The following is a 23,919-nucleotide window of genomic DNA, read 5'->3' as shown; positions in this document are numbered from 1 at the left end:
AGCGTCCGCATACTGGATGTATTCGGACGTTCCGACAACGCGGCGAGGTGCCGTAGCTGTCGTCGCGCGCCCGCCAGGGATTACGGGACAGCCCTCAGGTGCTTGCCGTTGTGCGTCACCGTGGTGAAGTCCTTCACCGCCGCCCAGCCCGTTCGCCGGCTTCGCCAGTACACCCGTGGACGACCAGCGGTACGCCGACGGAAGTGCACACTCGCCGTCCGTCGGCGGTTTCCCGGTCAGACCGGTTCACTTCTGGTTGCTGCCGCCGTCGCGGCGAGCAACCAGCAGTGGGAGCAGACCGCCGCCGGTGAGCTGCGGGTCTACGGCAACAAGTGCCTGGATGCCGCCGGCTCCGGCAACGGATCCTCGGTCCAGCTCTACTCCTGCTCGAACGGCAGCAACCAGCGCTGGACCCTGACCTGAAGGGCGAACCGATGACTGCCTGTGGTGCGGCTTCTCCCGCCCCTCCAGGAAGACATCGCTGATGGTCCCGGGTCGCCGCCGTGGTGCGGCAGCCCGGGGCCCTCGTGTCCGGCGCGGCTCACAGAGCCTCGACGCGGGGCGGCGCGGTCGAGGCACGCACCGCGAGTTCGGTGGCTAGTTCGATGTGGTGGGAGCCGACCTTCTCACCGTTGGCCAGCCGGAGGGCGGTACGCAGGGCCGCACCGCCCATTTCGCGTAGCGGCTGGCGCACGGCGGTCAGCGGCGGCGAGGCAATCTCGGCGAGGCTCGTATCGTCGAAGCCGACCGCACTCAGGTCTTCGGGGACGCGCAGGCCTAGGGCGCGGGCGGCCTCGATGGCGCCGACCGCGATCTCGTCGTTGCCCGCGAAGATCGCTGTCGGAGGCTCGTGCAGGCCCAGGAGCGCCGTGGGGCCGAGCGACCCGGTCTCGTACGTGAATTCCCCGGACCGGAGACAGGTGTCGGACACCTGCACCCCTTCCGCCTCCATGGCGGCACGGTAGCCGTGCATCCGTGCCTGGTTGCACACCGCCATGGCCGGTCCCCCGAGATAGGCGACATGGCGGTGGCCCAGGGAGAGCAGGTACTGGGTCGCCGCCAGGCCGCCGGCGAAATTTGTGGTCCCGACGCTGTTGACCCGGCTGTCCGGCAGGTGCAGTGGGTCCAGGACGACCAGCGGAAGCCCTGACCGGGCCAGTTCGTTCAGGTGCGCTGTGGTGTACACGCTGGTGACGGCGATGACGGCGCGGCGCCCGGAGGAGACCAGGTTCCGGGTCCAGTGCGGGGCCCTGGAAGCCTTGCTGATCACGACCGAGGCGCCCAGTTCGGCGGCTGAGTCGATGATGCCTTCCAGCGTCTCGGCCACGTACGACCCAGCACGACATGCGGGAGGCGGCCGTCGATCTCGACGCACTCCTGCCCACCGGACTGGGCCAGCTGACACGGCCCTTCGGTACGGTTCCGGTCGACCCCGCCCTGGGCGCGCTCTCCCTGGCCCGCACCCAGACCCGTATCGCCGCGACGAACCGGTTCGGCATCCCCGCTCTCGCGCATGACGAGTGTCTGGCCGGGTTCGCCGCCTGGGGGGGGCCTACCCGGTGCCTCTGTCCTGGGGCGCCACCTTCGATCCGGACACGGTGCGGCGCATACCGCCGCCATCGGCCGCGACATGCGCTCCGTCGGCGTCCACCGGGGGCCCGCACCCGTCCTGGATGTGGTGCGCGACGCGCGCTGGGGACGGGTCGAGGAGGCCATCGGCGAGGACCCGTACCTCGTCGGCACCATCGGGACGGCCTACGTGCAGGGCCTGGAGTCCGCCGGGATCGTCGCCACCCTCAAGCACTTCGCCAGCTACTCGGCCTCCCGTGCCGGCTGTAACCTCGCACCCTCCTCCGCGGGGCCTCGGGAGCGGGCCGACGTTCTGCTTCCTCCCTTCGAGACGGCGATCCGTGAGGGGGGTGCCCGGTCGGTGATGAACGCCTACACCGACACGGACGGCATACCGTCCGCGGCCGACGAGGAGCTGCTCACCGGCCCGCTGCGCACCACATGGGGCTTCGGCGGCACCGTCGTCGCCGACTACTTCGCCATCGCCTTCCTCAAGACCCTGCACGGCATCGCGGCGGACTGGGCCGGAGCAGCCGGCGCGGCGCTGCGGGCGGGCATCGATGTCGAACTGCCCGACGTCAAGGCATACGGAACCCCTCTGACCGAGGCCGTCACCGACGGCCGTCTGCCGGCGGCGCTGATCGATCGCGCCCTGCGCCGGGTACTCACCCAGAAGGTGTCGCTCGGCCTGCTCGACCCGGACTGGAACCCCGTGCCGGCGGCGCTCGACGGGGTGGATTCGGACGTCCCGGCAGCCCTGCGCGGCCGGATCCACCTGGACGGTCCGGAGAACCGGGCCGTCCACCCACACTCGGCCGGCGGAAGTCCCGGCCTGCGCGGCGAAGCCACCGCCGCTCGGAGGCAGAGCCGAGCAGCGGTGGCACCATCGCCGGGTGACCAGCTGGGCATCACTGATCGCAGGCATGACCCCGGCTGCCGGACACCCACGGGCCGGCCACGGCGAAGCCGACAACTCTTCGTCGACCCGGGCATGGAGTGCTGTCGCGAGGGTGCCCGGTTCGTCTTCACACACCGGCCCTGAGCACCCTCGCGCCATGCCCGCAGGCCGCCCTTGGGCTCATTCATCCAGCCGGGTGGTGCGCTGCGTCGCTACCTCAGCGGGAACGCCCGCGTGGTGGTCTGCTCGACCTTGTTGCCGGAGGTGTCCCATGCCTCGGCCCTGAGGCTGACGGCGCCCTTGGTGGCGGCGAGCTTCGGGTAGGTGAGAGAAGTGGAGTACACGCCCTGACGCACCTTGCGGACGGTGGCGGACTTCCAGGTCGCCCCGTCATCCGTGCTGTAGGAAAGCTTCAGCCCGGCGATGGCCGGCAGCGCATCGGTGGACGGGGCGTGGCTGACGTCGATCTCGAAGGTGTGCCGGTGTCCGGCGGGGACGGTGTTGTCCAACGCCTGCGTGCCGGCCAGGTCGTAGCCGACGAAGACCAGCGGGAGTGGGTTGCAGGGGCTGGTCGCGCCGAGCTGCGCGAGGCACGTGTACGGCAACGGTGCGGTGTCCTTGCCGTGGCCGCGCGAGCGGAAAGTCCAGACGTCCGCGTTGCCCGCGCCGCTCTGCTCCAGTCGGTAGGCCGCCTCCTCCTTCGGCAGGGTGAAGACCGGCACCCCCGGGAACGGCGACGGCGTGCGCGCCATCTCGGTGCCGTTCCTGAACAGCCGGGCATTAGCGTTGTAGTAGCCGCCCTCGCTGACCTGCTCACCCGATCCCACGGCCGAGACGTACGCGGGAACGAAGGTGTCGCCCTGGCGGCACATCACGCACTGCGTCCGCCACTGGACCCCGGTGATCGAGGGCGCCCTCTGGACGCCCGGCGTCGCCGGGGCCGGTGACCACTCCTGGGTGCTCCGGCTCGGCCGGTCGACGATCGACGAGGTTGTCTGCCAGGTGCCGTCCCCGGTGTCCACCTCGGCGATGCGCAGGGTGTCGGCGGCGAATCCTCCGAGGTACTCGGTGCGCTCGGACGGCGCTGCGAACGAGAAAGCGGCTCCGAAGGAGACGTTCTCGCGGGGCTTGAAGCTCTGCCAGTCCTCGGCGCCCATCGCCCCGGCGGGGGTCGCCGCCGAGTGGTAGCGGGCGCGCACGGTCGCCAACTGCGAGCCGGTGTAACGCTTCGTGAGACTCGGGGGGACGCGGCCGTCCTCGTAGCTCTGCAGCTGGTAGGTGTAGTCGATCTGAGGGTTGCTGGTCACCGACAGCGTCACCGGGCCGTCGGCGAGCAGCTTGCGCAGCGCGTTGCCCTCGGAATGGAGGACCTGTGCGACCGGGAGCGCCGGGGGATCGGGCTCGGTCGGCCAGACCGTGATCGGGCATCCGCCCGGGGCGGTGTCGGCGAACAGGACGACGCCGACGGCTCCGGCGTCCTTCAACTGCCGGATGCGGTCGTTGTAGATGCCACAGCCCCAGTAGGATCCGGCCGCCGGGTCGACGGTCATGATCTCGACAGCGATCTTGCCCTTGAGGTCCACCTTGGCGATCTCTTCAGGGCTCGCGAGTCCGACATAGGCCAGGCGGCGCTTCTGCGTCCCGGCCGGGAACGGTGTGTCCGCGCCGTTCGGCAGGCTCCGGCCCTTGTCGAAGTACTCGAACTGCAGCGGGTGGAGCGGGTACTTCGAGGGTGCTGTGACGCTCGCCGACAGCTGCGGGTTGGCGGCGGTGACCCGGGTCGAGAACAGCAGCCGGCCCACGGTCACCCGCTGAGTGGGCGTCACGTACACGTTGTTCATCACGCCCATGGTCGCGCCGGCCAGCATCGTGCCGTCCGTGGTGCGACGCGCGAAGGTCACTGCGCCGCGCGCATGGGACATGTCGATCGGCCGCGGCGTCTCGGGGCGCAGGCGGACGGCCTTGCGGGCGTCGAGCGTGACCTCCGCGCCCGCGTCGCCGACAGTCACCTGGGGTTCCTCCAGCAGCGACAGGGTGGAGGGGCCTCCGTCGTCGGCGTCCAGGGTCGCCAAGCCGCCGACGTCGTAGGTGCCGGGCTCGACCCGGGTCTGGTAGGTGCCGTTGGCAGGGACGGTGCCAGGAGGAGCGCCGTAGACGCCGGGGATGTCGACGGCCGCGGCCCAGGCGGAGAACTGGTGTGCCACGGCCGGTTGTCCGTGGCGGTCCAGTACGTGGATCGTGAGCGGCACCGTCTTCGGCGCGCGCTGCAGGCCGACGGGGGTGGTGACGCGGTCCCCGGACGGGTCCGTGGCGACCACGCTGCCGGAGTAGGAGCCCTGGGCGAGCCCGCCGGGTTGCACGGTGACGGTGACGTCGGCCGTGCCGCCTGCCGGGACGGTCACGGTCTGCGCGCTGAGCGTCAGGACGCCGTCCACGGCCCCGTCCGCGCCGCCGAACGTCGACGCCAGACCGAGCGTCACATCCTGGTCGCCGCCGTTGGCGTAGGTGACCTTCCGGTCCGCCGCGGCGTCGTCGTCCGCCGGGATGGCTCCGAAGTCGGCACCTGCCGTCGTGGCCGTCACCTTCTGCGCGGTGGCTCGGGCCACGTCGACACGGCCGGCGCCCTGCTCGTAGGCGGTGTAGCCGTCGTCCTTGGCGGTGCTCATCAGCGCGGACTTCAGCCGCGCCCCGCTCCAGTCGGGGTGCTCCTCGGCGAGGATCGCGGCCGCCCCGGCGACGTGCGGGGTGGCCATGGAGGTGCCGTTGAGGGTCGTGTAGTGCGGGTCGACAGGTGTGCCCAGGCTCGTCCCCGCCGCACGGGCGGCGGTGATGTTCACGCCCGGTGCGGCGATGTCCGGCTTGAGCGCTCCGTCGGTTCGCGGGCCGCGGCTGGAGAAGCTCGCCAGCTTGTCGGACTTGTCGGTGGCGGCCACTGTCAGGGCCGCGGCAGCGGCGCCGGGGGTGCCGATCGTCGTCCTGCCGGGGCCCGCATTGCCCGCCGCGATGACGAACAGCGCGCCGGTGGAGGCGCTGAGGTCGTTGACGGCCTGGGAGAGCGGGTCGGTGCCGTCGGTGGGGTCGCCGCCCAGGCTCATCGAGACGACCTTGGCGCCCGCCTCGCCGGTGGCCCACTCCATGCCGGCGATGATGTCCGACTCGGCGCCGGAGCCGGCGTTGTCGAGCACCTTTCCGACAGCCAGCCGGGCACCGGGGGCCACGCCCTTGCGTGAGCCGTTCGAGGCCGCGCCGGATCCGACGATCGTGTCGGCGACATGCGTGCCGTGCCCGTGGCCGTCGGCGACGGTCTGGCCGGCGACGAAGCTGCGGCTGGTGGCGATCTTGCCGGCCAGGTCGGGGTGGGTGGCGTCGATGCCGCTGTCGAGGACGGCGACTGTGACGCCCTCGCCGTCCCAGCCGCCCTTCCATGCCTCGGGCGCGCCGATCAGCGGCACGCTCTCGGAAAGGCTCGCCGTCACCTTCGCGTCCAGCCACACCTTCTCGACGCCGCCGGCCAGCGCCTTCGGTGCGATCCCCGAGGTGGCGCCGATCTTGCCGCGCAGCGTGGTCCAGAAGTCCTCGGCCTTGTTCTTGTCGACGGAGACTGCGGCGCCGTGGATGCTCGGCAGCGAGCGCTTCTCGGTACTGGCGGGCAGGGCCTGTGCGGTGGCCGCGACTGACGGCTGCGCCATGCCCGCCCGGTACTGGACGATCACCGGCAACTGAGCGGCCCTGCCGTCGGCGAAGTCGTTGCGGGCCAGGTACTTCACGTCGAACAGCCGGCGGTCGAGGATCCCTGCGTCGACGGCCTGTTGGGCGTCGTCGGGGATGACGAACACCCCGTCCGGCCCGGACCGGCTGCGGAAGAAGGGGATGCGGCCGTCAGGTCGGGGCGTCAGGTCGGGTGTGACGGTGTAGCGGCCGGCAGCGTCCTCGGTGAGGCGCACCGTGTCGCCGGTGATCAGCGTGACGGTCCATCGGCCGCCCACGGCGCCCGTGCCCGGCACCGCGACGACCTTTCCGTCGGCGCTCGCGGCCGTGGCCCCGGCGGCCTGTGAGGTCATCGGGGTGAGAAGCCCGGTGGCCAGTGCGGCAACGCCGACGGCAGCGAGGGTGCGGCGTCTGGGGCGGGACCGGGAGCGGTCTTTGTCTTGATGTATCAACATGGTGAGGACACGGCCTTCCTGCGTGACGGGTGGTGGAGAGGGAGCGTCAGGGGCGGGACGGGTCAGGCGTCGACCCATCCGTCGTCCGGGGCCTCGTCCGGAGCCGGCGGGTCCTGCGGCACCGGATGTGGCGGTTCGTCAGGATCCGGTGCCGTCGACTCGGCCGGGGCCTGCTCGTCCTGGGAGGGGGAATCTGGCATCGCACAAGCGTCGCGCCGTGCGTGCCTCCGGTGCTATGCGGGAAACTACGTGTTTTTGATCCGCGAGCGGCCCAGGTGGTGCGCGAGTTCGGTGCGGGAGCGCAGGCTCAACTTGCGCAGCACCACCCGAAGATGGCCCTCGACCGTGCGCGCCGAGACGAACAGCAGTTCCGCGATCTCCCGATTGGTGCGCCCGACGGCCGCCAGCTCGGCCACCTGCCGCTCACGGGGCGACAGCCCTTCGCCGTAGCCCTTCCGGCCACCACGGTGCGAGGTGCGCAGCAGGACGCCGTGACCGCGGGCGAACTGCGTGGCCCGGTCGAGGTCCCAGCGGGCGCCGAGCGATTCGTATCGGTCGAGGGCGGACCGGAGAACCGACTCGGCCCGCGAGTCCCCGACCGCGAACAGGCACGTCGCCGCCTGTTCGCGGGCCTGCGCCGCCTCGTACGGGCAGGGGATCGTGTCGTACGCCTCGGCGGCCTCGATCAGCAGGGCCTGCCCGCCCACCGCGTCGCCCGACGCGGCGGCCAGGAGCCCGCGCGCGTGTGGCAGGGCGGCAGGGGCGAGGGGCGCGTCCAGATCGCGCAGATCGTCCTCGAACCGGACCACGTGGTCGGCCGCCTCGCCCGGTCGGCCGACGGCGATCAGCGCGTCGACCAGAGCGGGCAGCGCACGCACGCCGAGTGTCTGAAGGCCCCTGCTGCGCCACACGGTGAACATGTCCGCCGTCGCGGCCAGCGCGGCCCGGGCCTTGCCACGCGTGGTGGCCAGCCGCAAGTACACGGACGCGGGTAGCGGCAGCGCATCGGCCTCGCCCGACTCGGTCAGGCGCGTGAGGCTCACCTCCAGCAGCGAATCCGCGGCCTCCGGGTCGCCGCGCACGGCGGACCCGCAGGCGTGCAGCGTCTCCAGCACGCGCCGGTGGTGGGTCAGGACCGGCTGGGTGCGCAGATCGTCGGCGATCGCGTCGTCGAGGCCCTCCCATGCACCGCTGCAGTGGGCGAGCAGCAGGGTGACGGTGCGGCCGTGAAGGCCCGCCTGCCCGTTGGGCTCGTTGCGGTCGGCGACCTCCAGGAGACGGTGCACGGTTCTGTGGTGGCCGGCGAGGCAGGCATCGGAGGCCAGCGAGTAACAGGCCCCGGCCTCCCGGGAGTCCGGGTGCACACCGGCTACGTACGTGATGACCTGCTCGGCGAGACCCGACCAGCGTGGGTCGCCCTTCGCCACCATCACCATGGCCACCTTGCCCGTGACGGAGATCGCCGAGGCCGGGTCCGCGATGGCCGAGACCTGCTCCAAGGCCCGATCCAGCCAGGTGGCGTGCTCCGCGGGTGGGACGCCATCGACCATCGGGACGCCCAGGCCCACCATCGTCCAGGCGGCGATCTCGGGGTGGTCGCCGAGATCCTCGACCGCGCGGAGGTAGGCGGCGCGCTGCTCGACGGGGTCGGCGCCCGACCGCTCGTACTGAAGGCCCATCAGAAACCACAGTTGACCGCGTTCGGACGACGGCGGGTCCTTGCTGAGGGCGCCGGCCAGCAGGTCGCCCACATCCGTGGGCTGGGTGGCGCGGGAGGCCGCATAGCCCAGCTTGACGGTGAGGGTGATCTGCCGACCGGATTCCAGCGGCGCAGTGCGCAGCACGTCCTCGAGGAGGCGGGCGGCCTCGGTGTCGTCGCCGAGGCTCGCGGCCTGTTCTGCGGCGCGTTCGGCGGCGTCCACCCACGGACCGAACTGCTCCGCCTCGCGCAGGTGGTGGGCGAGTTGGCCGAGCGGCGTGGGGGTGAGTTGGCGGACGGCGTCGGCGGCGCGGGTGTGCAGCGCCTGGCGGCGGGGCAGCGGGATCCGCTCGTAGACGGCTTGGACGGCGAGCATGTGGCGGAAGGAGATGCGGGTGCCGCGTTCCTCCAGGAGGCCGGACTCCAGCGCTTCGGTCAGGCCGTCGAGGGTGTCTGTCGGTGGGAGCGGGGCCGCGGCGGTCAGCACGGCGAGCGGCATCGGCTCCTGAAGGACCGCGGTGGTCTCGGCGACGGCGCGGGCGGCGGGGGAGAGGCGGCCGACGCGTTCGAGGACGGAGTCGCGGACGCCGGCGGGGACGTCGAGTGCGTCGAGGGCCCGGCGGGCCCAGCCGGTGCCGCGGCGGACCAGGGTGCCGCGCTCCCGCAGCAGGGCGAGGAGCTCGTGGATGGCGAAGGGCAGACCGGAGGTGCGTTCGCACAGATAGGCGGCGAACTCCTCGGACAGCGGCTGGGCGGAGTCGAGGAGGGCGGAGGCCAGGGAGCCGGTCTGGGCGACGTCGAGGGACCGCAGGTGGATGCGTGCGTGGGAGAGCGACGGGGGCAGGCGGGTGGTGGCGGCGCGCAGGGCGAGGTCGGCCTCCTCGCCGCGGTAGGTGAGGACGACGGCGAGCGAGGCGGGGAGATGGGCGAGCAGGTAGCCGAGGTAGTCGACGGTCTGCTCGTCGGCCCAGTGGGCGTCCTCGATGACCAGGACGGTCTCGCCGAGTGTGGCGAGGACGCCGGTCACCGCGCGGAAGACTCGATGGCGTTCGGCGACGCGGTCGTCCAGGGGATCGGGCGCGGGCGGGAGGCGGTCGGCTATCTCGGGGAGGAGGGGGCGAAGGACGCCGGTGATGGGGGAGAGCCGCTGCGGGTCGAGGTGGGCGCCGATGTCACGGAGGGCGTCGAGGAGAGGGCCGAGCGGGAAGGGCTCGCGGATTCGGCAGCAGAGGCCGACGAGGAGGCGGCGGCCGGCCAACGCGGGGTGCGCGGCCAGTTCGGCGACCAGCCGGGTCTTGCCGATTCCGGCCTCGCCTTCGACGACGGCGACGCCGGGAGCACGGCTCACCACGGACACCAGCCGCAGCAGTTCGTCGTCGCGGCCGACCAAAGCGGGGGTCGCGGGGGGCCGCTCGTCCCGGCCGTCGCCCGCACCGAGTCTCTGCATGGAGGAAAACGTCACCGACTCGGATTCGTCGCGTTCGCCGCCACGGGGGCCGGCAACCGTGTGTGGACCTTGCCGGCATCGCCCGTGCTGCTCTGTGCTGCGTATATACAACACGAGCAACGCGCGAACGGGAAGAGTCCGGATGCATATGCAAGGGCGGTGAGTTCGTCGTTGTCGGCCTGGGCCGGAGGGGCGGCAACCGATCTGGGCCGGGCTTGGGCAGAGGTGTCCCGGGCGCCGGGGCGCGGGTTCACCGACCCGCATCCTCCCAGGGACTCCGTCACGCCCCTCCTATCCTTGCATTTGTGCAGGTCAGGAGGGGTGCGACGATGCTATTCCTGCGGGCTTTCAGATGTCGCGGAAGATCTCGATCTGTGCACCGACCGAGTTCAGCCGCTCCGCGAGTTCCTCGTAACCGCGGTTGATCACATACACGTTGCGCAGTACGGAGGTTCCCTCGGCCGCCATCATCGCGAGCAGCACCACCACCGCCGGCCGCAGTGCGGGCGGGCACATCATCTCCGCCGCGCGCCACCGGGTCGGGCCCTCGACCAGCACCCGGTGCGGGTCCAGGAGCTGGAGGCGGCCGCCGAGGCGGTTGAGGTCGGTGAGGTAGATCGCCCGGTTGTCGTAGACCCAGTCGTGGATGAGGGTCTGGCCGTGGGCCGAGGCGGCGATGGCCGCGAAGAACGGCACGTTGTCGATGTTGAGGCCCGGGAAGGGCATCGGGTGGATCTTGTCGATGGGCGCCTCCAGTTTGGAGGGCCGGACCGTCAGGTCGACCAGGCGGGTGCGCCCGTTGTCGGCGGCGTACTCGGCGGTGCGGTCGCAGTCGACGCCCATCTCCTCCAGGACCGCGAGCTCGATCTCGAGGAACTCGATCGGTACCCGGCGGATCGTCAGCTCCGACTCCGTCACGACGGCGGCGGCGAGCAGGCTCATCGCCTCGACCGGGTCCTCGGAGGGGGAGTAGTCGACGTCCACGTCGATGGTCGGCACACCGTGCACGGTCAGCGTCGTCGTGCCGACGCCGTCCACCCGTACGCCGAGCGCCTCCAGGAAGAAGCAGAGGTCCTGGACCATGTAGTTGGAGGACGCGTTGCGGATGACGGTGGTGCCGTCGTGCCGGGCGGCGGCCAGCAGCGCGTTCTCGGTCACGGTGTCGCCGCGCTCGGTCAGCACGATGGGGCGGCCGGGGGTGACGGAGTGGTCGACCTGGGCGTGGTAGATGCCCTCGGTCGCGGCGATCTCCAGACCGAAGCGGCGCAGCGCGATCATGTGCGGCTCGATGGTGCGCGTACCGAGGTCGCAGCCGCCGGCGTACGGCAGCTTGAACCGGTCCATGCGGTGCAGCAGCGGCCCGAGGAACATGATGATCGACCGGGTCCGGCGGGCGGCGTCCGCGTCGATGGCGTCCATGTCGAGCCGGGCCGGCGGGACGATCTCCAGATCGGTGCCGTCATTGATCCAGCGGGTGCGTACGCCGATGGAGTTCAGCACCTCCAGGAGGCGGTAGACCTCCTCGATCCTGGCCACCCGGCGCAGCACCGTGCGGCCCTTGTTGAGCAGCGAGGCGCAGAGCAGCGCCACACACGCGTTCTTGCTGGTCTTGACGTCGATGGCCCCGGAGAGGCGACGCCCGCCGACGACGCGCAGGTGCATGGGACCGGCGTAGCCGAGCGACACGATTTCGCTGTCGAGTGCTTCACCGATGCGCGCAATCATCTCAAGGCTGATGTTTTGATTGCCGCGCTCGATGCGGTTCACGGCGCTCTGGCTGGTGGCGAGCGCCTCGGCGAGCTGGCTCTGTGTCCAGCCCCGGTGCTGGCGGGCGTCACGGATGAGCTTGCCGATACGTACGAGGTAGTCATCTGACATGCCGAAAGGCTATCTCAGATATGAGATGGGGCTGGTGTGGGGGTGTGGCATTCGAGTGACGGCCGAGTGCAGAGCCGCGGGAGACGGACGCGACTCGGCACGGACGCGCTGTCCACACACAGGATCCGCCCGCCGGGTCGGTTCGGCACGCGGAGTGCGTCCATCGGCACCCGGCGGGAGGCGACGAGGGCGCATCCGGCGGGAGGTGCGAGGGCTGTATCCGGCGGGAGGTGCGAGGGCCGTATCCGGCGGGAGGTGGCGAGGGGCGCATTCGGCGGGAGGTTGCGAGGGGCGCATCCCGGCGCTGCTCGGTACGGGCCGGAAACCGTGTCGACGGAGCGCACGGCGGATCGTATGGTCCTCGGCATGAAGGTGCTCTCCGTCAATATCGGCCGCCCCCGCCCCAACCCCTGGAAGGGGCTGGGCGCGACCGGGATCGACAAGCGTCCCGTCGCCGGACCGGTCGCCGTTGCCGACCCCGGGCCGAAGGGCACCGGAGCGGTCGGCCTCGCCGGTGACCGGGTCTACGACGTGCAGCATCACGGGGGCTTCGACCAGGCCGTCTACGCCTATGCCCGTGAGGATCTCGACGGCTGGGAGCCCGAGCTGGACAGGACGCTCGCGAACGGAGCCTTCGGGGAGAACCTCACGACCCTGGGTCTGGACGTCAACGGCGCCCTGATCGGGGAGCGTTGGCGGATCGGGCCGGATGTGGTCCTGGAGGTGTCGTGCCCGCGGATCCCGTGCGTCACGTTCCAGGGCCGGCTGGGGCGTGAGGGCTGGATCATGAGGTTCACGCAGGCTGCCCTGCCCGGCGCGTATCTGCGGGTGATAGAGCCGGGCGACATCCGGGCCGGCGACCCGGTCGAGATCGTGCACCGGCCCGATCACGACGTGACCGTTGCGCTCGCCTTCCGGGCCATGACTCTCGACGCCGAACTGCTGCCGCGACTGCTGGTCGCCGATGCGCTGCCGGCGGAGAGCAAGGAGATGGTCCGGCGGCGGACGTCCGCATAGGCACACCGCCGCCATCAGCGCCTTCGGTCTCGGCCGGTCTCGTCCGTGAAGTCCGCCAAGGGGGAACCACGGCGGCGGCGTCGCAGGACCGGGCACGCGTTCCCGCAAGCTCTCGCGTCGCTCGAAACAGGGGGCGGGGGGCCCGTTTCCGCGTTGCCGCCGATCGCCAACTCCCCGCTAACCGCTCAGGCGTGGGGCCCCTTCGTGTTGCCTCGATCCTCCGCCGCGCAACCGCACGCACTCGGCCCCGCTCCTTCACCCACCCCCGACTGCCGAAGGCTCTAACCTGCACGGGTGACCATCGACCTGACCTTGCTGCCGCGTGTCGCCTATCGGGGACAGGAGGTCACCGCGCCCAGGCTTCGCGGTCTTCTCGCGCTGCTCGCAGGCGACTTGGGCACGGGCTGCAGCAGCCCACGGCTCGTGCAGGGGCTGTGGCCGGACGAGTTGCCGGAGCGGCCGGGAAAGGCGGTACAGGTCCTCGTGTCCAGGGCGCGGTCGCTGCTGGGAGCCGAGGTCATAGCCAGTACGCCCACCGGATACCGGCTCGCCCTCGCCGAGGATCAGGTCGACACCTCCGCCCTGCTGCTGCACGCCGCCGCGAGCGCGTCCCGGGCCAGGGCAGGGGACCACACGGGATCGCTCGCCGCGGCCGAGGCGGGTCTCGCGCTGTGGGCCGGCACGCCCGACGGGGCGGGCGCCACCGACGACCCCGTGGCCGCGTTGCGTGCCGAGCGCGCCCCCGTCCGCGGCACGCTCGTACGCGCACAGGCGCTCGCGCTCGCCCGGCTCGGGCGGCACGCGGAGGCGGCCGGGCCGCTGGCCGCGGCCGCCTCCGAGCACTCGCGCGACGAGGAGGTGCTCGCCGAGCTGCTCCGCGGCGAGGCGGCGACGGCGGGCCCCTCCGCCGCGCTGACGCGGTACGAGGCGTACCGCAGTGAACTGCGCGACGAGCTCGGCACGGATCCGGGCGCCGGGCTCAAGGCCGTACAGCACGAGCTGCTGCGCGGCGAGGCGCCCGTGGTCAGGCACGGAGTACCGCACGAGCCGAATCCGCTCCTCGGCCGGGACGAGGACGTCGCGGCGGTGCAGCGCCTGCTGCGCACCTCTCGCACCGTCACGGTGGCCGGCCCCGGCGGCCTCGGCAAGACCCGGGTCTCGCACGCCGTCAGCCGCCGGGCCGAACAGCGCTTGGTGTACTTCGTGCCGCTCGCCGGCGTCACCGCTGACGCGGACGTGGCCACGGAGGTGGCCTCCGCGCTCGGCGCGGGCACCATGAGCGGACAGTCCGCGGCCGACCGGGTGGCCGGCATCCTCGGCGTCCTCGGCTCCGGGCCCGCGCTCCTCGTCCTCGACAACTGCGAACAGGTGGTCCGGGGCGCCGCCGACCTCGTACGCGCCCTGGTCTCGTCCTCCAAGGGAGTGCGGGTGCTCGCCACCAGCCGGGCTCCGCTGGGCCTCACATCGGAGGCGGTGTACGCGCTGCCGGAACTCGGCCCCGACACCGCGGTCGAGCTGTTCACCCAGCGGGCCCGGGCCGCCCGGAGCGGCGTGGAACTGCCGCCGGACGCGGTGGCCGAACTGTGCCGCAACCTCGAAGGGCTGCCGCTCGCGGTGGAGTTGGCCGCAGCGCGGGTGCGAGTGCTTTCGGTGCCGGAGATCGCACGCCGCCTCGGAGACAGGTTCACGCTCCTTCGCGGCGGAGCCCGGGACACCCCGGAGCGCCACCGCACCCTGCACGCGGTCGTCGACTGGAGCTGGAACCTGCTCGCGCAGGACGCCCGGGCAGCGCTGCGCATGCTGTCCGTCTTCCCCGGCGGCTTCTCCGGCGAGGCGGCGGAACACATCCTCGGCGACGACGCGCTGTTCCTGCTGGAGCAGTTGACCGATCAGTCGCTGCTCACCGTTGCCGACACCCCGGCCGGTGCGCGGTTCCGGATGCTGGAGACCGTACGGGAGTTCAGTGCGGCACGGCGCGCGGAGGCGGGCGAGGGCGACGAGGTCATCGACCGGTTCCTCACCTGGGCAAGGGACTTCGGGGCCACCCACCACGACTGGTTCTTCGGCCCGGAACCGCGGGCCGCCTGGGAGCGGATCAGGCCCGAGCAGGACAACCTCGTCCTCGCCCTGCGGCATGCCCTGGCCCGCGGGGACGCCCCCGCCCTCGCCGCCCTCACCGCGGTCCTCGCCGCCCTGTGGTCCACCGACTCCGGCTTCCCCCGCCTCGCCGCACTCGCCGCGGACACGGGCCCGATCCTTTCGCACTACCGCCCCGAACCCGCATACGTCGAAGTCGCCCGCGCCGCCGCGGTGATGTGCACGGCGGGCCTGTTCATGGCCCACGGCCCGGTCGCCGTACGCCAGCTCGTCACCCTCCGGCGACTGCCCGGCGCGCCGCCGGACACGCTCCTTCGTGCCATCGCAGCCGTGCTGAGCGCGATCCCCGAGATGGTGCCTCCCGACCACGACACGCTGCGCGGGCTCTGTGACAGCGAGCAGCCGCTGATCGCCGGCGTCGCCGAGTCCATCGCCACCTATGTCTGGGAGTACGAGCACGACATCGACCGGGCGCTCACCTCGGCCCGCCGGATACTCACCGAACTGGCCCCGGTCGAGAGTCCGTCCATGCAGCTCATGGGGCACTCCCGGCTCAGCGAGCTGTGCCTGCGGACGGGGCGGGGCGAAGAGGCGTACGAGCACCTCAGGGCGACGCTGGAGGTGGTGCCGCGGCTCGGCGACGGGCACGACTACCTCTTCATCCGCACGAGCCTCGTCCTTGCCTGCCTGCAGTGCGGCAATCCCGAGGAGGCCGAGTACTGGCTGCGGCAGGCGGAGCGTGACAACTCCCCGCGGCAGGACTCCTTCTACCGGCCCGACCTCGCCGGGAGGGCCGAGATCGCGCTCGCCCGCGGGCTGACGGAGGTCGGCCTCGGCCTGTGGCGCGGTGCCGTGGAGCGGATGCCCGAGGCCGGCCCGCTGCGGGGCGACGATCTCTGGCTCGACCCGTCGGCGCTGCACATCCAGTCGGCGGCCGTCACGGCGCACGCGTACGCCGGCCGTCTCGAACTGGTCGCGGAGCCGCTCGGCCGGCTGCGGAACGGGCTGCGGACCCTGCTGTCCGGTCCGCCCGGTTCGCCCTGGCAGCTCCCGGTGTTCGGGACGGTGCTGCACGCCCTGGGCCTGGCGGGGCTCGCATCCGACGACGACGACGATGCCACGGCCGTACGGATGCTCGCACTGGCCGAACGGCTGAGGGTGATGCGCGACTTCCAGCCGACGATGTCGGCGGACCGTGCCCGGCAGGCGGCCGGGAACGCCGACCGGGCGGCGTACGCCGACGCAGTGTCGGAGTATGCCGCCCTGGAACGTGACGAGCTGCGGGAGGCAGCCCGCGCGCTCACTTCGGGTCGCGGTTGAACTGGGCCATCGACCAGCGGTAGCCGAGCACGATCAGCGCGACGCACCAGGCGATCGCGATCCACCAGTTGTTGCCGACCGGGGTGCCGAGCAGCAGGCCTCGCAGGGTCTCGATGGCCGGGGTGAACGGCTGGTACTCGGCGATCGGCCGGAACCAGCCCGGCATCGTGCCGGCCGGGATGAAGGCGCTGGAGATGAGCGGGAGCAGGATCAGCGGCATGGCCATGTTGCTCGCCGCCTCGGCGTTCGGGCTGGCCATACCCATTCCGACCGCGATCCACGTGAGCGCCGTGGCGAACAGTGCGAGCAGCCCGACCGTCGCGAGCCACTCCAGGGCCGTGGCGTCCGTGGACCGGAAACCGATGGCCACGGCGACCGCTCCGACGAGGAGCAGACTGGCGAGCACCTGAAGCACACTGCCGACCACATGTCCGACGATCACCGAGCCGCGGTAGACCGCCATCGTGCGGAAGCGGGCGATGAGGCCCTCGGACATATCGGTGGATACGGAGACCGCAGCGCCGATCACGGTGCTCCCGATGGTCATCATCAGGATGCCGGGGACGATGTAGTCGATGTAGTCGGAGCGGTCCGAGCCGCCGATACCCGCGCTCATCACGTCGCCGAAGATGTAGACGAAGAGCAGCAGCATCATGATCGGCGTGAGCAGCAGGTTCAGGGTCATGGACGGGTAGCGCCGGGCGTGCAGGAGGTTGCGGCGCAGCATGGTGGACGAGTCGCGGACGGCGAGGGGGAGGGTACTCATCGGGCTGTCTCCTTGGGCTGGTTGGTCTGGCTCGGCACGGTGGAGCTGGTCAGGGCGAAGAACACGTCGTCGAGGTCGGGGGTGTGCACGGTCAGTTCGTCGGCCTCGATGCCGGCGGTGTCCAGCCAGTCGAGAATGGCGCGCAGCTCGCGCTGGGTGCCGCCGCTGGGAATCTGCAGTGACAGCGCCTCGTCGTCCCGGGTCGCCTCGCGCAGGGCGACAGCGGCCGTCCGGTACGCGTCAGGGTCGGCGAACCGCAGCCGCACATGCCCGCCGGGGACGAGCCGCTTCAACTCCTCGGCGCTTCCCTCGGCGGCAAGCCTGCCGTCGTTCAACACCGCGATGCGGTCGGCCAGTTCGTCGGCCTCCTCCAGATACTGGGTGGTGAGGAAGACGGTGACCCCGTCCGAGACGAGCCCGCGGATGATCTGCCACATGTTGTGCCGCGAGCGGGGGTCGAGGCCGGTCGTCGGCTCGTCGAGGAAGATGATCCGCGGGTTCCCGACCAGCGTCATGGCGAGGTCGAGGCGGCGCTTCATGCCGCCGGAGTAGCTGGAGACGGGCTTCGTCGCGGCCTCCACCAGGTCGAAGCGTTCGAGGAGTTCGGCGGCGACCCGCCGGCCCTCGCCCTTGGGCAGGTGGTGCAGGTCGGCCATGAGGAGCATGTTCTCCTCGCCGGTGATGAGCCCGTCGACGGCGGAGAACTGCCCGGTGACGCCGATCGCGGCACGCACGGCCTGCGGGTCGACGGCCAGGTCGTGGCCGCCGACGTGAATCCGGCCGGCGTCGGCGGTGACGAGGGTGGAGAGGATCTTCACGGCGGTGGTCTTGCCGGCACCGTTCGGGCCGAGCAGCGCGAAGACCGTACCGGCAGGCACCGCGAGGTCGATGCCGTCGAGGACCGTCTTGTCCCCGTAGGCCTTGCGCAGTCCCTTGGCCGAGATGGCGAGAGAGTGCGAAGTCGTTGTCGTCATGCCGAGGAGGTTGCGGCAGCGCACATTCACCGCGGTTTCACGACGGTTTCAGTGCTCTGGAACCGGGCGGCCGACGGCAACGCCCGATGATTCTCGTGCCGTTACTCCCTTGGTGCGGCCAGCGCCGCGCCTCGGATTCGGCGGACGCCGACACCGTCGCAGACTGCGGCGAAGCCCCTGGCACGGCCACCCGCGCAGCCCCGGCACAACCTCCGCGAAGAGTGTTGTCGTACCGCGGGACTGTCGTGCCTGGACGTGCCTGGAGGGGCCTGGGCGCGCCTATGCACACCTGGATGGGCCTGGACGTGCCCGGACGCCGTGGGTGGCCAAGTGGCAGAGTTCTGGGCACGATTGCCGAGCTGCTCGGCCAGTCAGGTGAGCCGGGACGCGATGGGTGGAAGCCGGCAAAGCGGGTCGGACCTACTGGAGACTTGTCGCAGTGCGGACAAGGTCGGCGACGGCCCTGGACCGGCTGTGCGGTGGCCAGGCGATCACTGTCGTGACTTTCGGCGCGTCCAGCACGGGCACGGCGGCGAGGTCCGCGTGCAGTTGGGCTCGGCACGACTCCGGTGAGACCGCGCAGGCACGGCCGAGCGCGACGAGCTGCAACAACTGCGCGTGGTCGCGGACCTGCGGGCCGGGGCCGGTCGCGTAGGTGCCGTCGGGGGCGGGCCAACGTGGCAGGGGCAGCCCCGGCAGTCCGGTGATGTCGTCCATGCGCACATGAGCCCGGACGGTGAGCGGATGCCCGGCCGGCAGAACCACGACCTGGCCCTCCGTGCCGAGCTCTTCGGTGTGGAACCCGGTCACCGAGTCGAACGGCCGGTGCAGCAGCGCCACGTCGGCCCGGCCCTCGCGCAGGAATCGTTCCTGCTCGGCCGGGCCGCACAGGATGACGTCGACGGGGACCGCGTCGGGTTCGGCAGCGTACGCGGCGAGCAGTTTCGCCAGCAGTTCGCTGGACGCGCTGGCTTTGGTGACCAGGACCAGGCCGGGACGGCCGGTCACGGACAGGGCGGCGCGGCGGGTCCGGCGCTCGGCGGCGTCGACGGCGTCGAGCGCCGCGCGGCCCTCGGTCAACAGCACCGAACCGGCGTCGGTCAGTGTGACGGCGCGGCTGGTCCGATCCAGCAGCGTTGCCCCGAGCCGGCGTTCGAGCTGCTGGATCGCCCGGGACAGCGGCGGCTGCGCGATCCCGAGCCGCTGCGCGGCGCGTCCGAAGTGCAGCTCTTCAGCGACGGCGACGAAATATCGCAGTTCCCGGGTCTCCATGCGGCCACGCTACTGCGGATTCATACCCGGAAGGTATCGCCGCCTACTCAATCGGTGTTGGACCCCGGCCGGGTACCGAGACAGCATCGTCTCCATGAGCGAACGAAAGATTGCGCTGGTCACCGGCGCGAACAAGGGAATCGGCTACGAGATCGCCGCGGGCCTGGGTGCCCTCGGCTGGAGTGTCGGCGTCGGCGCCCGCGACGATCAGCGCCGTAAGGCCGCGGTGGAGAGACTGCGCGCGGCCGGTGTCGACGCGTTCGGCGTACCGCTGGACGTGACCGACGACGCGAGCGCGACCGCCGCCGCACGGCTGATCGAGGAGCAGGCCGAGCGCCTCGACGTGCTCGTCAACAACGCCGGCATCACCGGCGGCATGCCGCAGGAGCCCACCAGGGTCGATCCCGCCACCATCCGGACGGTTGTGGAGACCAACGTGATCGGCGTCATTCGCGTCACCAACGCGATGCTGCCACTGCTGCGCCGCTCTGCCTCACCGCGGATCGTGAACATGTCCAGCAGCGTCGGCTCTCTCACCCGGCAGTCAGGAACCGCCACTGAGCAGACGGTGGGTCCGGTGGCCGCGGCGTACGCGCCGTCGAAGACGTTCCTGAACGCCATCACTCTCCAGTACGTCCGGGAACTGAGCGGCACGAACATCCTGATCAACGCCGGCTGCCCCGGCTACGTCGCGACCGACCTCAACGGCTTCCGCGGGGTTCGCACCCCCGAACAGGGCGCGGCGATCGCCATCAAACTCGCGACCCTGCCCGACGACGGCCCCACCGGCAAGTTCTTCGATGACGCCGGAGCAGTGCCCTGGTGATGCCGCCCCGGGCGGTCACCACCCGCTGAGGTGTGGTGCCTTCGGCCGCGCGTCTCGAACAGGTTCATCGACACTGGTTCGGACACGAAGGGCTGTTCACCGCAGGTTGCAAGCAGCGTGACCACTTGGTTCCAACAAGCGTGACCCGCGCGGTCCGAATCACACCCTCATGGTTCCGGCCACCGCGTTCCGTCACATCGGGTCACGCTGCTTGGCCAAGGTCGTCGCACGGGTTCACCCGCGAATCGGAATCCGGTCACGGGGTTCTGGTGACCGAAGCGTTCGGCGACGTACCTGCTGGTGCGGGCGCCGGCCAACTGGGCTGTCATCCCTGGCCTTTACGGAGTTCAGGCGCCACTGCCCATGGTTCGGGCATGCCATCACTCCGTGTCGGTCCGGACCCGCGTTCCGGCGATGTGCCGCCCGATCGCCCGAAGCCTGCCGGGGTGGACCGGGTGATCACGGCTTTGTCGTACTGGTGGGCGGCTTCTCCCCTCATCCTGCTGACTCCTGTGATCGCTTTCGCGATGGGGTTCCCGGAGGTGCGGGAGGAGTTCGGCAGGGCATTCGGGGCGGCTGCTCTGGGCAGTGCGGTGGTCGCGCCCGCCGCGGGGTCTGTGGTGGCGCTCATCGGGCACCGCCGGCAGGCCCGCCGGCGCTTCCTCGTCATGGGAGTGGTGTCCGGTGTGCCGGTCCTGTTCTTCTGGGTCTTCGGTGTGCTGCTTGCCGAGTGCCCTGATGGCCGTCACTGTTAGTCGGCATCGGATACGTAGGGTCCGGCGCCGGACTCGTGCCGGCCACCACGGACTCGTGATGCCGGCGTGTTCACGCCGGACGGCCGGCCAGGGCGGATATCGCGGTCTCCGGTGACAACTCCATGCGCGAGCCCCGGCGTCAGCGCCGAAGTGACTGTTGGGCAGTGGCCAGGGTGACATCGACGGTGTCGCTCCAGGAGCAGACTTCCAGCCAAGACAGGTAGCCGTTCTCCGCGAAGACCAGAACCTCCCCGGGGCAATCGCCGTCCTCCAGGTATATCCGGACTTCAGCTGCCACCACCGTCCCCCGGCCCGACGGCGCCGACTCCACGGAGGCGGTGTCGAGTTCGAAGCAGGCCGTGCCGCATCCGCATGTGCAGCGACCCGATACACGCAGGTGGGGAATCTGCCGACGGAGCACGGCGTGAGCCGGATCGGCCTCGTCGAGGAGGGCGGCGAGCACGAAAACCACATCGGCGGGCAGGGACTCCAGCACGCGATCACCGTATCGCCCATCCACGCCACCGCCGCCACCCCTGCCCTTCCCGCCACCCCCGCCGGGCCTCCCCTTCCCGCGGTGCGAGCCAGGCGGCGGTCAAATTGAGGGTGAGACGGGACGGGTCGGCAGTCGTCCTTGTGGACCGATCGCCGGGCCCGCGCGTCTGCTCGCGCCCGGCGACATCAACCCTTGAGCCGCGTTCCTTGATCCTTCTCGGTGGCGACGGCGGAGGCGGACAGAAGCGTCGCACCGGCGAGGCTGCCCCAGAGAGCAGTCGAACCGTGGGAGGCGAGAGAGGTGATGACCGCAGGGGAGACGGCGAGGCCGAAGCCTGTGGAGAGCTGGAAGCGGGCGAGGGCGCGTCCCAGGACATGGGCCGGGGCGAGGGCGGTGACGAGCGCGGTGGCGCTGCCGGCATAGATGATCTCGCCGATGGCGCAGACCACGGACACCATGGCGACGGCCGGGGCACTCCAGCCGTGTCCCAGCGAGGTGGCCGCGAGGAAGCCGACGTAGGACGCGGTGAGTATCACGCCGGCAAGAGCCAGGACGGCCCGCCGGGAGAAGCGGGACATCAGGACGGTGACCGGAACCTGCAAGGTGACCACCAGCACCGTGTTGGCCACGAAGATGGCCGCCGACCACACCGGTGACGCGTGCAACTGCGTCACCAGGACCAGAGGCAGCGCGATTTCGGGGACGTTGAGGCAGAAGACGTAGATCACGTTGGCCGCCAGCAGCACACGCATCCGAGGTGCGGGCCCGTCGGCCCCGTCCTCGGCCGCAATCGCGGCCGGATGCGCGTGCAGGTGAACGGACCATGCCAAGGCTGCCGCAGCGAGATAGGCGAGCCCCGTGACGGCCGCCAGCGCCTGCAGCGCGGTGGTGCCGCCCGCCAGGCATGCGGTGGCGAGGAGCGCGCCCACGCCCAGGCCGGCGTTGCGCAGGGCGCGGCCTCCCGCGAGAGCTGCGTCGCGTTCCCGGCCGTGGGCGACCGTGGCCACGAGAGCCGCATGGGCGGCCGGCCATGCCTGGTTGCCGATGCCGAGGAAGAGCGCCGCCGTCGCGAACAGCCAGACGTTCCCCGCCGGAGTGGCCAGCAGCAGCACCACGCCCAGCACCCGCACCAGCATCGACGCCGCCACGACCGTGCTGCGTGCGCCCCGGTCCAGCCAGCGGCCGACAGCGGGCATGCACGCCAGACTCACGACGACGCCCAGCGTCATGGCGATGCCGGTGGCAGGCGCGGACAGCCTCAGCACCGTCAGCCCGTAGAGAAGCAGAAAGGGCCGCAGCATGCCGGTGCCGAGCGCGTCCACAGCCAGCGCGACGGCATAGCGGGGGCCTCCGGAGGCATGGATCAGGGCGCGCGGCCGGATCTTGGTGGTGGTTGCCATGGCGTCAACGGTGGGTTCGGAGGGCGGGCCGGCCATGCCGGTTGACGGACATCGTCAATCGAGGCGTTCGTCGGCCATCCGGCCGTCGATGATGAGGGGATGACGTTGAGGATCGACATCGGCGGCCTGCCGTCCGGGCGACTGCGGTTCGCCGCCTCCCCGCTGGCCGAACTGACCGCGATGCTGCACGTGCTGGCCGAGCCCGCACATCACCCGCAGTTCGCCGGCTGGGCCGCGGACGTCTGGGCCGGGCTGCGGCCGGAACTGGCCGAGCGGCTCAGGGAGGCGGAGTTCCTCTGGCGTTCCTCACGGGCCGACTTCCTGGTCCCCGCCCGTCCCCGGCCGACCCTCGCCGAGGAGCTGGACGATGTGGACCGGATCGACGACGAAACCTATGTGACCGCCGCGCTCATCACCACGTGCGGCAGCAACCGGGTCCACTTCGCCTCGCCGTCGCCGCTCGCCGACACGACGGCGCGCGAGCGGGCCCTGGACCTCGCCCAGGCCCGCGGCGCGCTCCAAGAAGCCTTCGCGGAACGGCTGCTCGCGGACCCGGCCGCCGTGCGGGCACGGGTGCGTCACACCCTCGAACAGTGCGCCGACGCCTTCTTCGACGCCGCCTGGTCGGGCGTCGCGGTGCAACTCGCCACCGACCTGCGCCTGAAGAACGATCTGCTGAAGCGCCAGGGTGCCGGGGCGGCACTCGCGTCGGTCTCCGGCGCCGTCACCCTGGCGCCGGACGGCAACTGCATCATCGTGGACAAGCTGCAGGACAGTGCGACCTCCGCCCGCGGCACCGGGGTCACCTTCCTCCCCAGCGTCTTCGGCCGCCCGCACCTGATGGTGGTCCACGCGCCCGGGTGGCAGCCGGTGGTGCAGTACCCCGTGGCCGAGGCGAGTCCAGCAGAGCCGGTATCGCTGGAAACGGTCACGCTACGGCTGGAGGCGCTCGCGCATCCGGTGAGGCTGCGGCTGCTGCGTACCCTGGCCCGCGGTCCGCACACCACCGGTGAGCTGGCCCACGCCTGGGAGCTCTCGCCCCCGGAGGTCTCCCGCCATCTCGCTGTCCTGCGCCGCGCGGGCCTGGTCACGGCCCTGCGGCAGGGTCGCTACGTCCGTTACACCGTCGATCTGCCCGGTCTGACGGCACTGGGGACCGACCTGCTGGCGGCCGTACTGCGCTGAGCGGCTTCGGTCCGCTTGCGGAGCGGTGCGCCGACCCGTCCGTCCGGAGACGGCGCCGCCGGCGTGCTGCGCGGTCCTCGCGGGCCGGTACCGGCCCGCGCCGGGGGGGCCCCCAGGACACCCCGGTAAAGGCCCCCCGGGGCCCCCGCCCCCAAGG

Annotated in this window: 14 protein-coding genes and 5 pseudogenes; 7 read left to right on the top strand and 12 right to left on the bottom strand. The window is 71.5% G+C overall.

The features are described 5' to 3' along the window. Positions 1-95: 95 nt before the first annotated feature. A pseudogene (locus ABT025_RS36455) lies at positions 96-267 on the bottom strand (non-reducing end alpha-L-arabinofuranosidase family hydrolase); the annotation flags it as partial. A gap of 3 nt (positions 268-270) precedes the next feature. On the opposite strand from ABT025_RS36455, the pseudogene ABT025_RS36450 reads away from it, so the two are divergent. Then, positions 271-417 (top strand): annotated as a pseudogene (locus ABT025_RS36450) (ricin-type beta-trefoil lectin domain protein); the annotation flags it as partial. Between the two features lie 124 nt (positions 418-541). Here the strand turns inward: ABT025_RS36450 and ABT025_RS36445 are convergent. Further along, positions 542-1,333: pseudogene (locus ABT025_RS36445) on the bottom strand (substrate-binding domain-containing protein); the annotation flags it as partial. Between the two features lie 2 nt (positions 1,334-1,335). Between ABT025_RS36445 and ABT025_RS36440 the strand changes: the two are divergent. After that, positions 1,336-2,371: pseudogene (locus ABT025_RS36440) on the top strand (glycoside hydrolase family 3 protein); the annotation flags it as partial. A 16-nt stretch (positions 2,372-2,387) separates the two neighbouring features. Here ABT025_RS36440 and ABT025_RS39610 read toward each other — a convergent pair. The 5 genes and pseudogenes from ABT025_RS39610 to ABT025_RS36420 all read right to left on the bottom strand — a co-directional run. Further along, positions 2,388-2,626, bottom strand: a pseudogene (locus ABT025_RS39610) (hypothetical protein); the annotation flags it as partial. Positions 2,627-2,679: 53 nt separating this feature from the next. Further along, positions 2,680-6,630: a S8 family serine peptidase gene (locus ABT025_RS36435; RefSeq protein WP_351002970.1), complete on the bottom strand. Its 3,951-nt coding sequence runs from the start codon at positions 6,628-6,630 to the stop codon at positions 2,680-2,682. Between the two features lie 62 nt (positions 6,631-6,692). After that, a complete protein-coding gene (locus ABT025_RS36430) occupies positions 6,693-6,830 on the bottom strand; it encodes a hypothetical protein (RefSeq protein ID WP_351002969.1) in 138 nt (45 codons plus the stop codon). Between the two features lie 45 nt (positions 6,831-6,875). Further along, positions 6,876-9,776 carry an ATP-binding protein gene (locus ABT025_RS36425; protein WP_351002968.1) on the bottom strand — a complete coding sequence of 967 codons (2,901 nt, stop codon included), beginning with the start codon at positions 9,774-9,776 and terminating at the stop codon, positions 6,876-6,878. Positions 9,777-10,124: 348 nt separating this feature from the next. Next, positions 10,125-11,654, bottom strand: a complete 1,530-nt coding sequence (locus tag ABT025_RS36420; protein WP_351002967.1) for a helix-turn-helix domain-containing protein — start codon at positions 11,652-11,654, stop codon at positions 10,125-10,127. 366 nt (positions 11,655-12,020) lie between these two features. On the opposite strand from ABT025_RS36420, the gene ABT025_RS36415 reads away from it, so the two are divergent. Both ABT025_RS36415 and ABT025_RS36410 read left to right on the top strand, forming a co-directional pair. Continuing rightward, positions 12,021-12,671 (top strand): MOSC domain-containing protein, encoded by a 651-nt coding sequence (locus ABT025_RS36415; protein WP_351002966.1) that lies wholly within the window; start codon positions 12,021-12,023, stop codon positions 12,669-12,671. A 294-nt stretch (positions 12,672-12,965) separates the two neighbouring features. Next, on the top strand, positions 12,966-16,088 hold the full coding sequence (locus ABT025_RS36410) for an ATP-binding protein (protein ID WP_351002965.1): 3,123 nt from the start codon (positions 12,966-12,968) through the stop codon (positions 16,086-16,088). On the opposite strand, the gene ABT025_RS36405 is transcribed toward ABT025_RS36410, so the two are convergent. The 3 genes from ABT025_RS36405 to ABT025_RS36395 form a co-directional block, all read right to left on the bottom strand. Further along, entirely contained in the window at positions 16,069-16,854 is a 786-nt protein-coding gene (locus ABT025_RS36405; RefSeq protein WP_351002964.1) for an ABC transporter permease, read from the bottom strand. The two genes, ABT025_RS36410 and ABT025_RS36405, sit on opposite strands and share 20 nt — an antisense overlap. Next, the gene (locus tag ABT025_RS36400; protein ID WP_351002963.1) at positions 16,851-17,828 is read right to left on the bottom strand and encodes an ATP-binding cassette domain-containing protein; all 978 of its coding nucleotides are present in this window, start codon (positions 17,826-17,828) and stop codon (positions 16,851-16,853) included. Before ABT025_RS36400 ends, ABT025_RS36405 begins: the two co-directional genes overlap by 4 nt. Positions 17,829-18,248: 420 nt before the next feature. Continuing rightward, positions 18,249-19,100 (bottom strand): LysR family transcriptional regulator, encoded by an 852-nt coding sequence (locus ABT025_RS36395; RefSeq protein ID WP_351002962.1) that lies wholly within the window; start codon positions 19,098-19,100, stop codon positions 18,249-18,251. Positions 19,101-19,194: 94 nt separating this feature from the next. Between ABT025_RS36395 and ABT025_RS36390 the strand changes: the two genes are divergently transcribed. Together ABT025_RS36390 and ABT025_RS36385 are read left to right on the top strand one after the other, a co-directional pair. Further along, on the top strand, positions 19,195-19,926 hold the full coding sequence (locus tag ABT025_RS36390; RefSeq protein ID WP_351002961.1) for an SDR family NAD(P)-dependent oxidoreductase: 732 nt from the start codon (positions 19,195-19,197) through the stop codon (positions 19,924-19,926). Between the two features lie 374 nt (positions 19,927-20,300). Then, positions 20,301-20,681 (top strand): hypothetical protein, encoded by a 381-nt coding sequence (locus ABT025_RS36385; RefSeq protein WP_351002960.1) that lies wholly within the window; start codon positions 20,301-20,303, stop codon positions 20,679-20,681. 139 nt (positions 20,682-20,820) lie between these two features. Here the strand turns inward: ABT025_RS36385 and ABT025_RS36380 are convergent, their stop codons facing one another. Continuing rightward, positions 20,821-21,177 (bottom strand): hypothetical protein, encoded by a 357-nt coding sequence (locus tag ABT025_RS36380; RefSeq protein WP_351002959.1) that lies wholly within the window; start codon positions 21,175-21,177, stop codon positions 20,821-20,823. A 185-nt stretch (positions 21,178-21,362) separates the two neighbouring features. Next, positions 21,363-22,577: an MFS transporter gene (locus tag ABT025_RS36375; protein WP_351002958.1), complete on the bottom strand. Its 1,215-nt coding sequence runs from the start codon at positions 22,575-22,577 to the stop codon at positions 21,363-21,365. Between the two features lie 99 nt (positions 22,578-22,676). Between ABT025_RS36375 and ABT025_RS36370 the strand changes: the two genes are divergently transcribed. Then, positions 22,677-23,762, top strand: a complete 1,086-nt coding sequence (locus ABT025_RS36370) for a DUF5937 family protein (RefSeq protein ID WP_351002956.1) — start codon at positions 22,677-22,679, stop codon at positions 23,760-23,762. Positions 23,763-23,919 lie beyond the last annotated feature (157 nt).

This window comes from Streptomyces sp. NPDC002809 (assembly GCF_040295435.1).
Classification (GTDB): Bacteria; Actinomycetota; Actinomycetes; order Streptomycetales; family Streptomycetaceae; genus Streptomyces.
Note: the sequence above shows the minus strand (reverse complement) of the source record. Positions and strands in the feature narration are given on the sequence as shown.

Excerpts from the sequence above, each read along its gene's own strand:
- ABT025_RS36405 (WP_351002964.1), bottom strand. The coding sequence starts at position 16,854 with ATGAGTACCCTCCCCCTCGCCGTCCGCGACTCGTCCACCATGCTGCGC.
- ABT025_RS36415 (WP_351002966.1), top strand. The coding sequence starts at position 12,021 with ATGAAGGTGCTCTCCGTCAATATCGGCCGCCCCCGCCCCAACCCCTGG.
- ABT025_RS36435 (WP_351002970.1), bottom strand. The coding sequence starts at position 6,630 with ATGTTGATACATCAAGACAAAGACCGCTCCCGGTCCCGCCCCAGACGC.
- ABT025_RS36370 (WP_351002956.1), top strand. The coding sequence starts at position 22,677 with ATGACGTTGAGGATCGACATCGGCGGCCTGCCGTCCGGGCGACTGCGG.
- ABT025_RS36420 (WP_351002967.1), bottom strand. The coding sequence starts at position 11,654 with ATGTCAGATGACTACCTCGTACGTATCGGCAAGCTCATCCGTGACGCC.
- ABT025_RS36390 (WP_351002961.1), top strand. The coding sequence starts at position 19,195 with ATGAGCGAACGAAAGATTGCGCTGGTCACCGGCGCGAACAAGGGAATC.
- ABT025_RS36385 (WP_351002960.1), top strand. The coding sequence starts at position 20,301 with ATGCCATCACTCCGTGTCGGTCCGGACCCGCGTTCCGGCGATGTGCCG.
- ABT025_RS36375 (WP_351002958.1), bottom strand. The coding sequence starts at position 22,577 with ATGGCAACCACCACCAAGATCCGGCCGCGCGCCCTGATCCATGCCTCC.
- ABT025_RS36425 (WP_351002968.1), bottom strand. The coding sequence starts at position 9,776 with ATGCAGAGACTCGGTGCGGGCGACGGCCGGGACGAGCGGCCCCCCGCG.
- ABT025_RS36395 (WP_351002962.1), bottom strand. The coding sequence starts at position 19,100 with ATGGAGACCCGGGAACTGCGATATTTCGTCGCCGTCGCTGAAGAGCTG.
- ABT025_RS36400 (WP_351002963.1), bottom strand. The coding sequence starts at position 17,828 with ATGACGACAACGACTTCGCACTCTCTCGCCATCTCGGCCAAGGGACTG.
- ABT025_RS36430 (WP_351002969.1), bottom strand. The coding sequence starts at position 6,830 with ATGCCAGATTCCCCCTCCCAGGACGAGCAGGCCCCGGCCGAGTCGACG.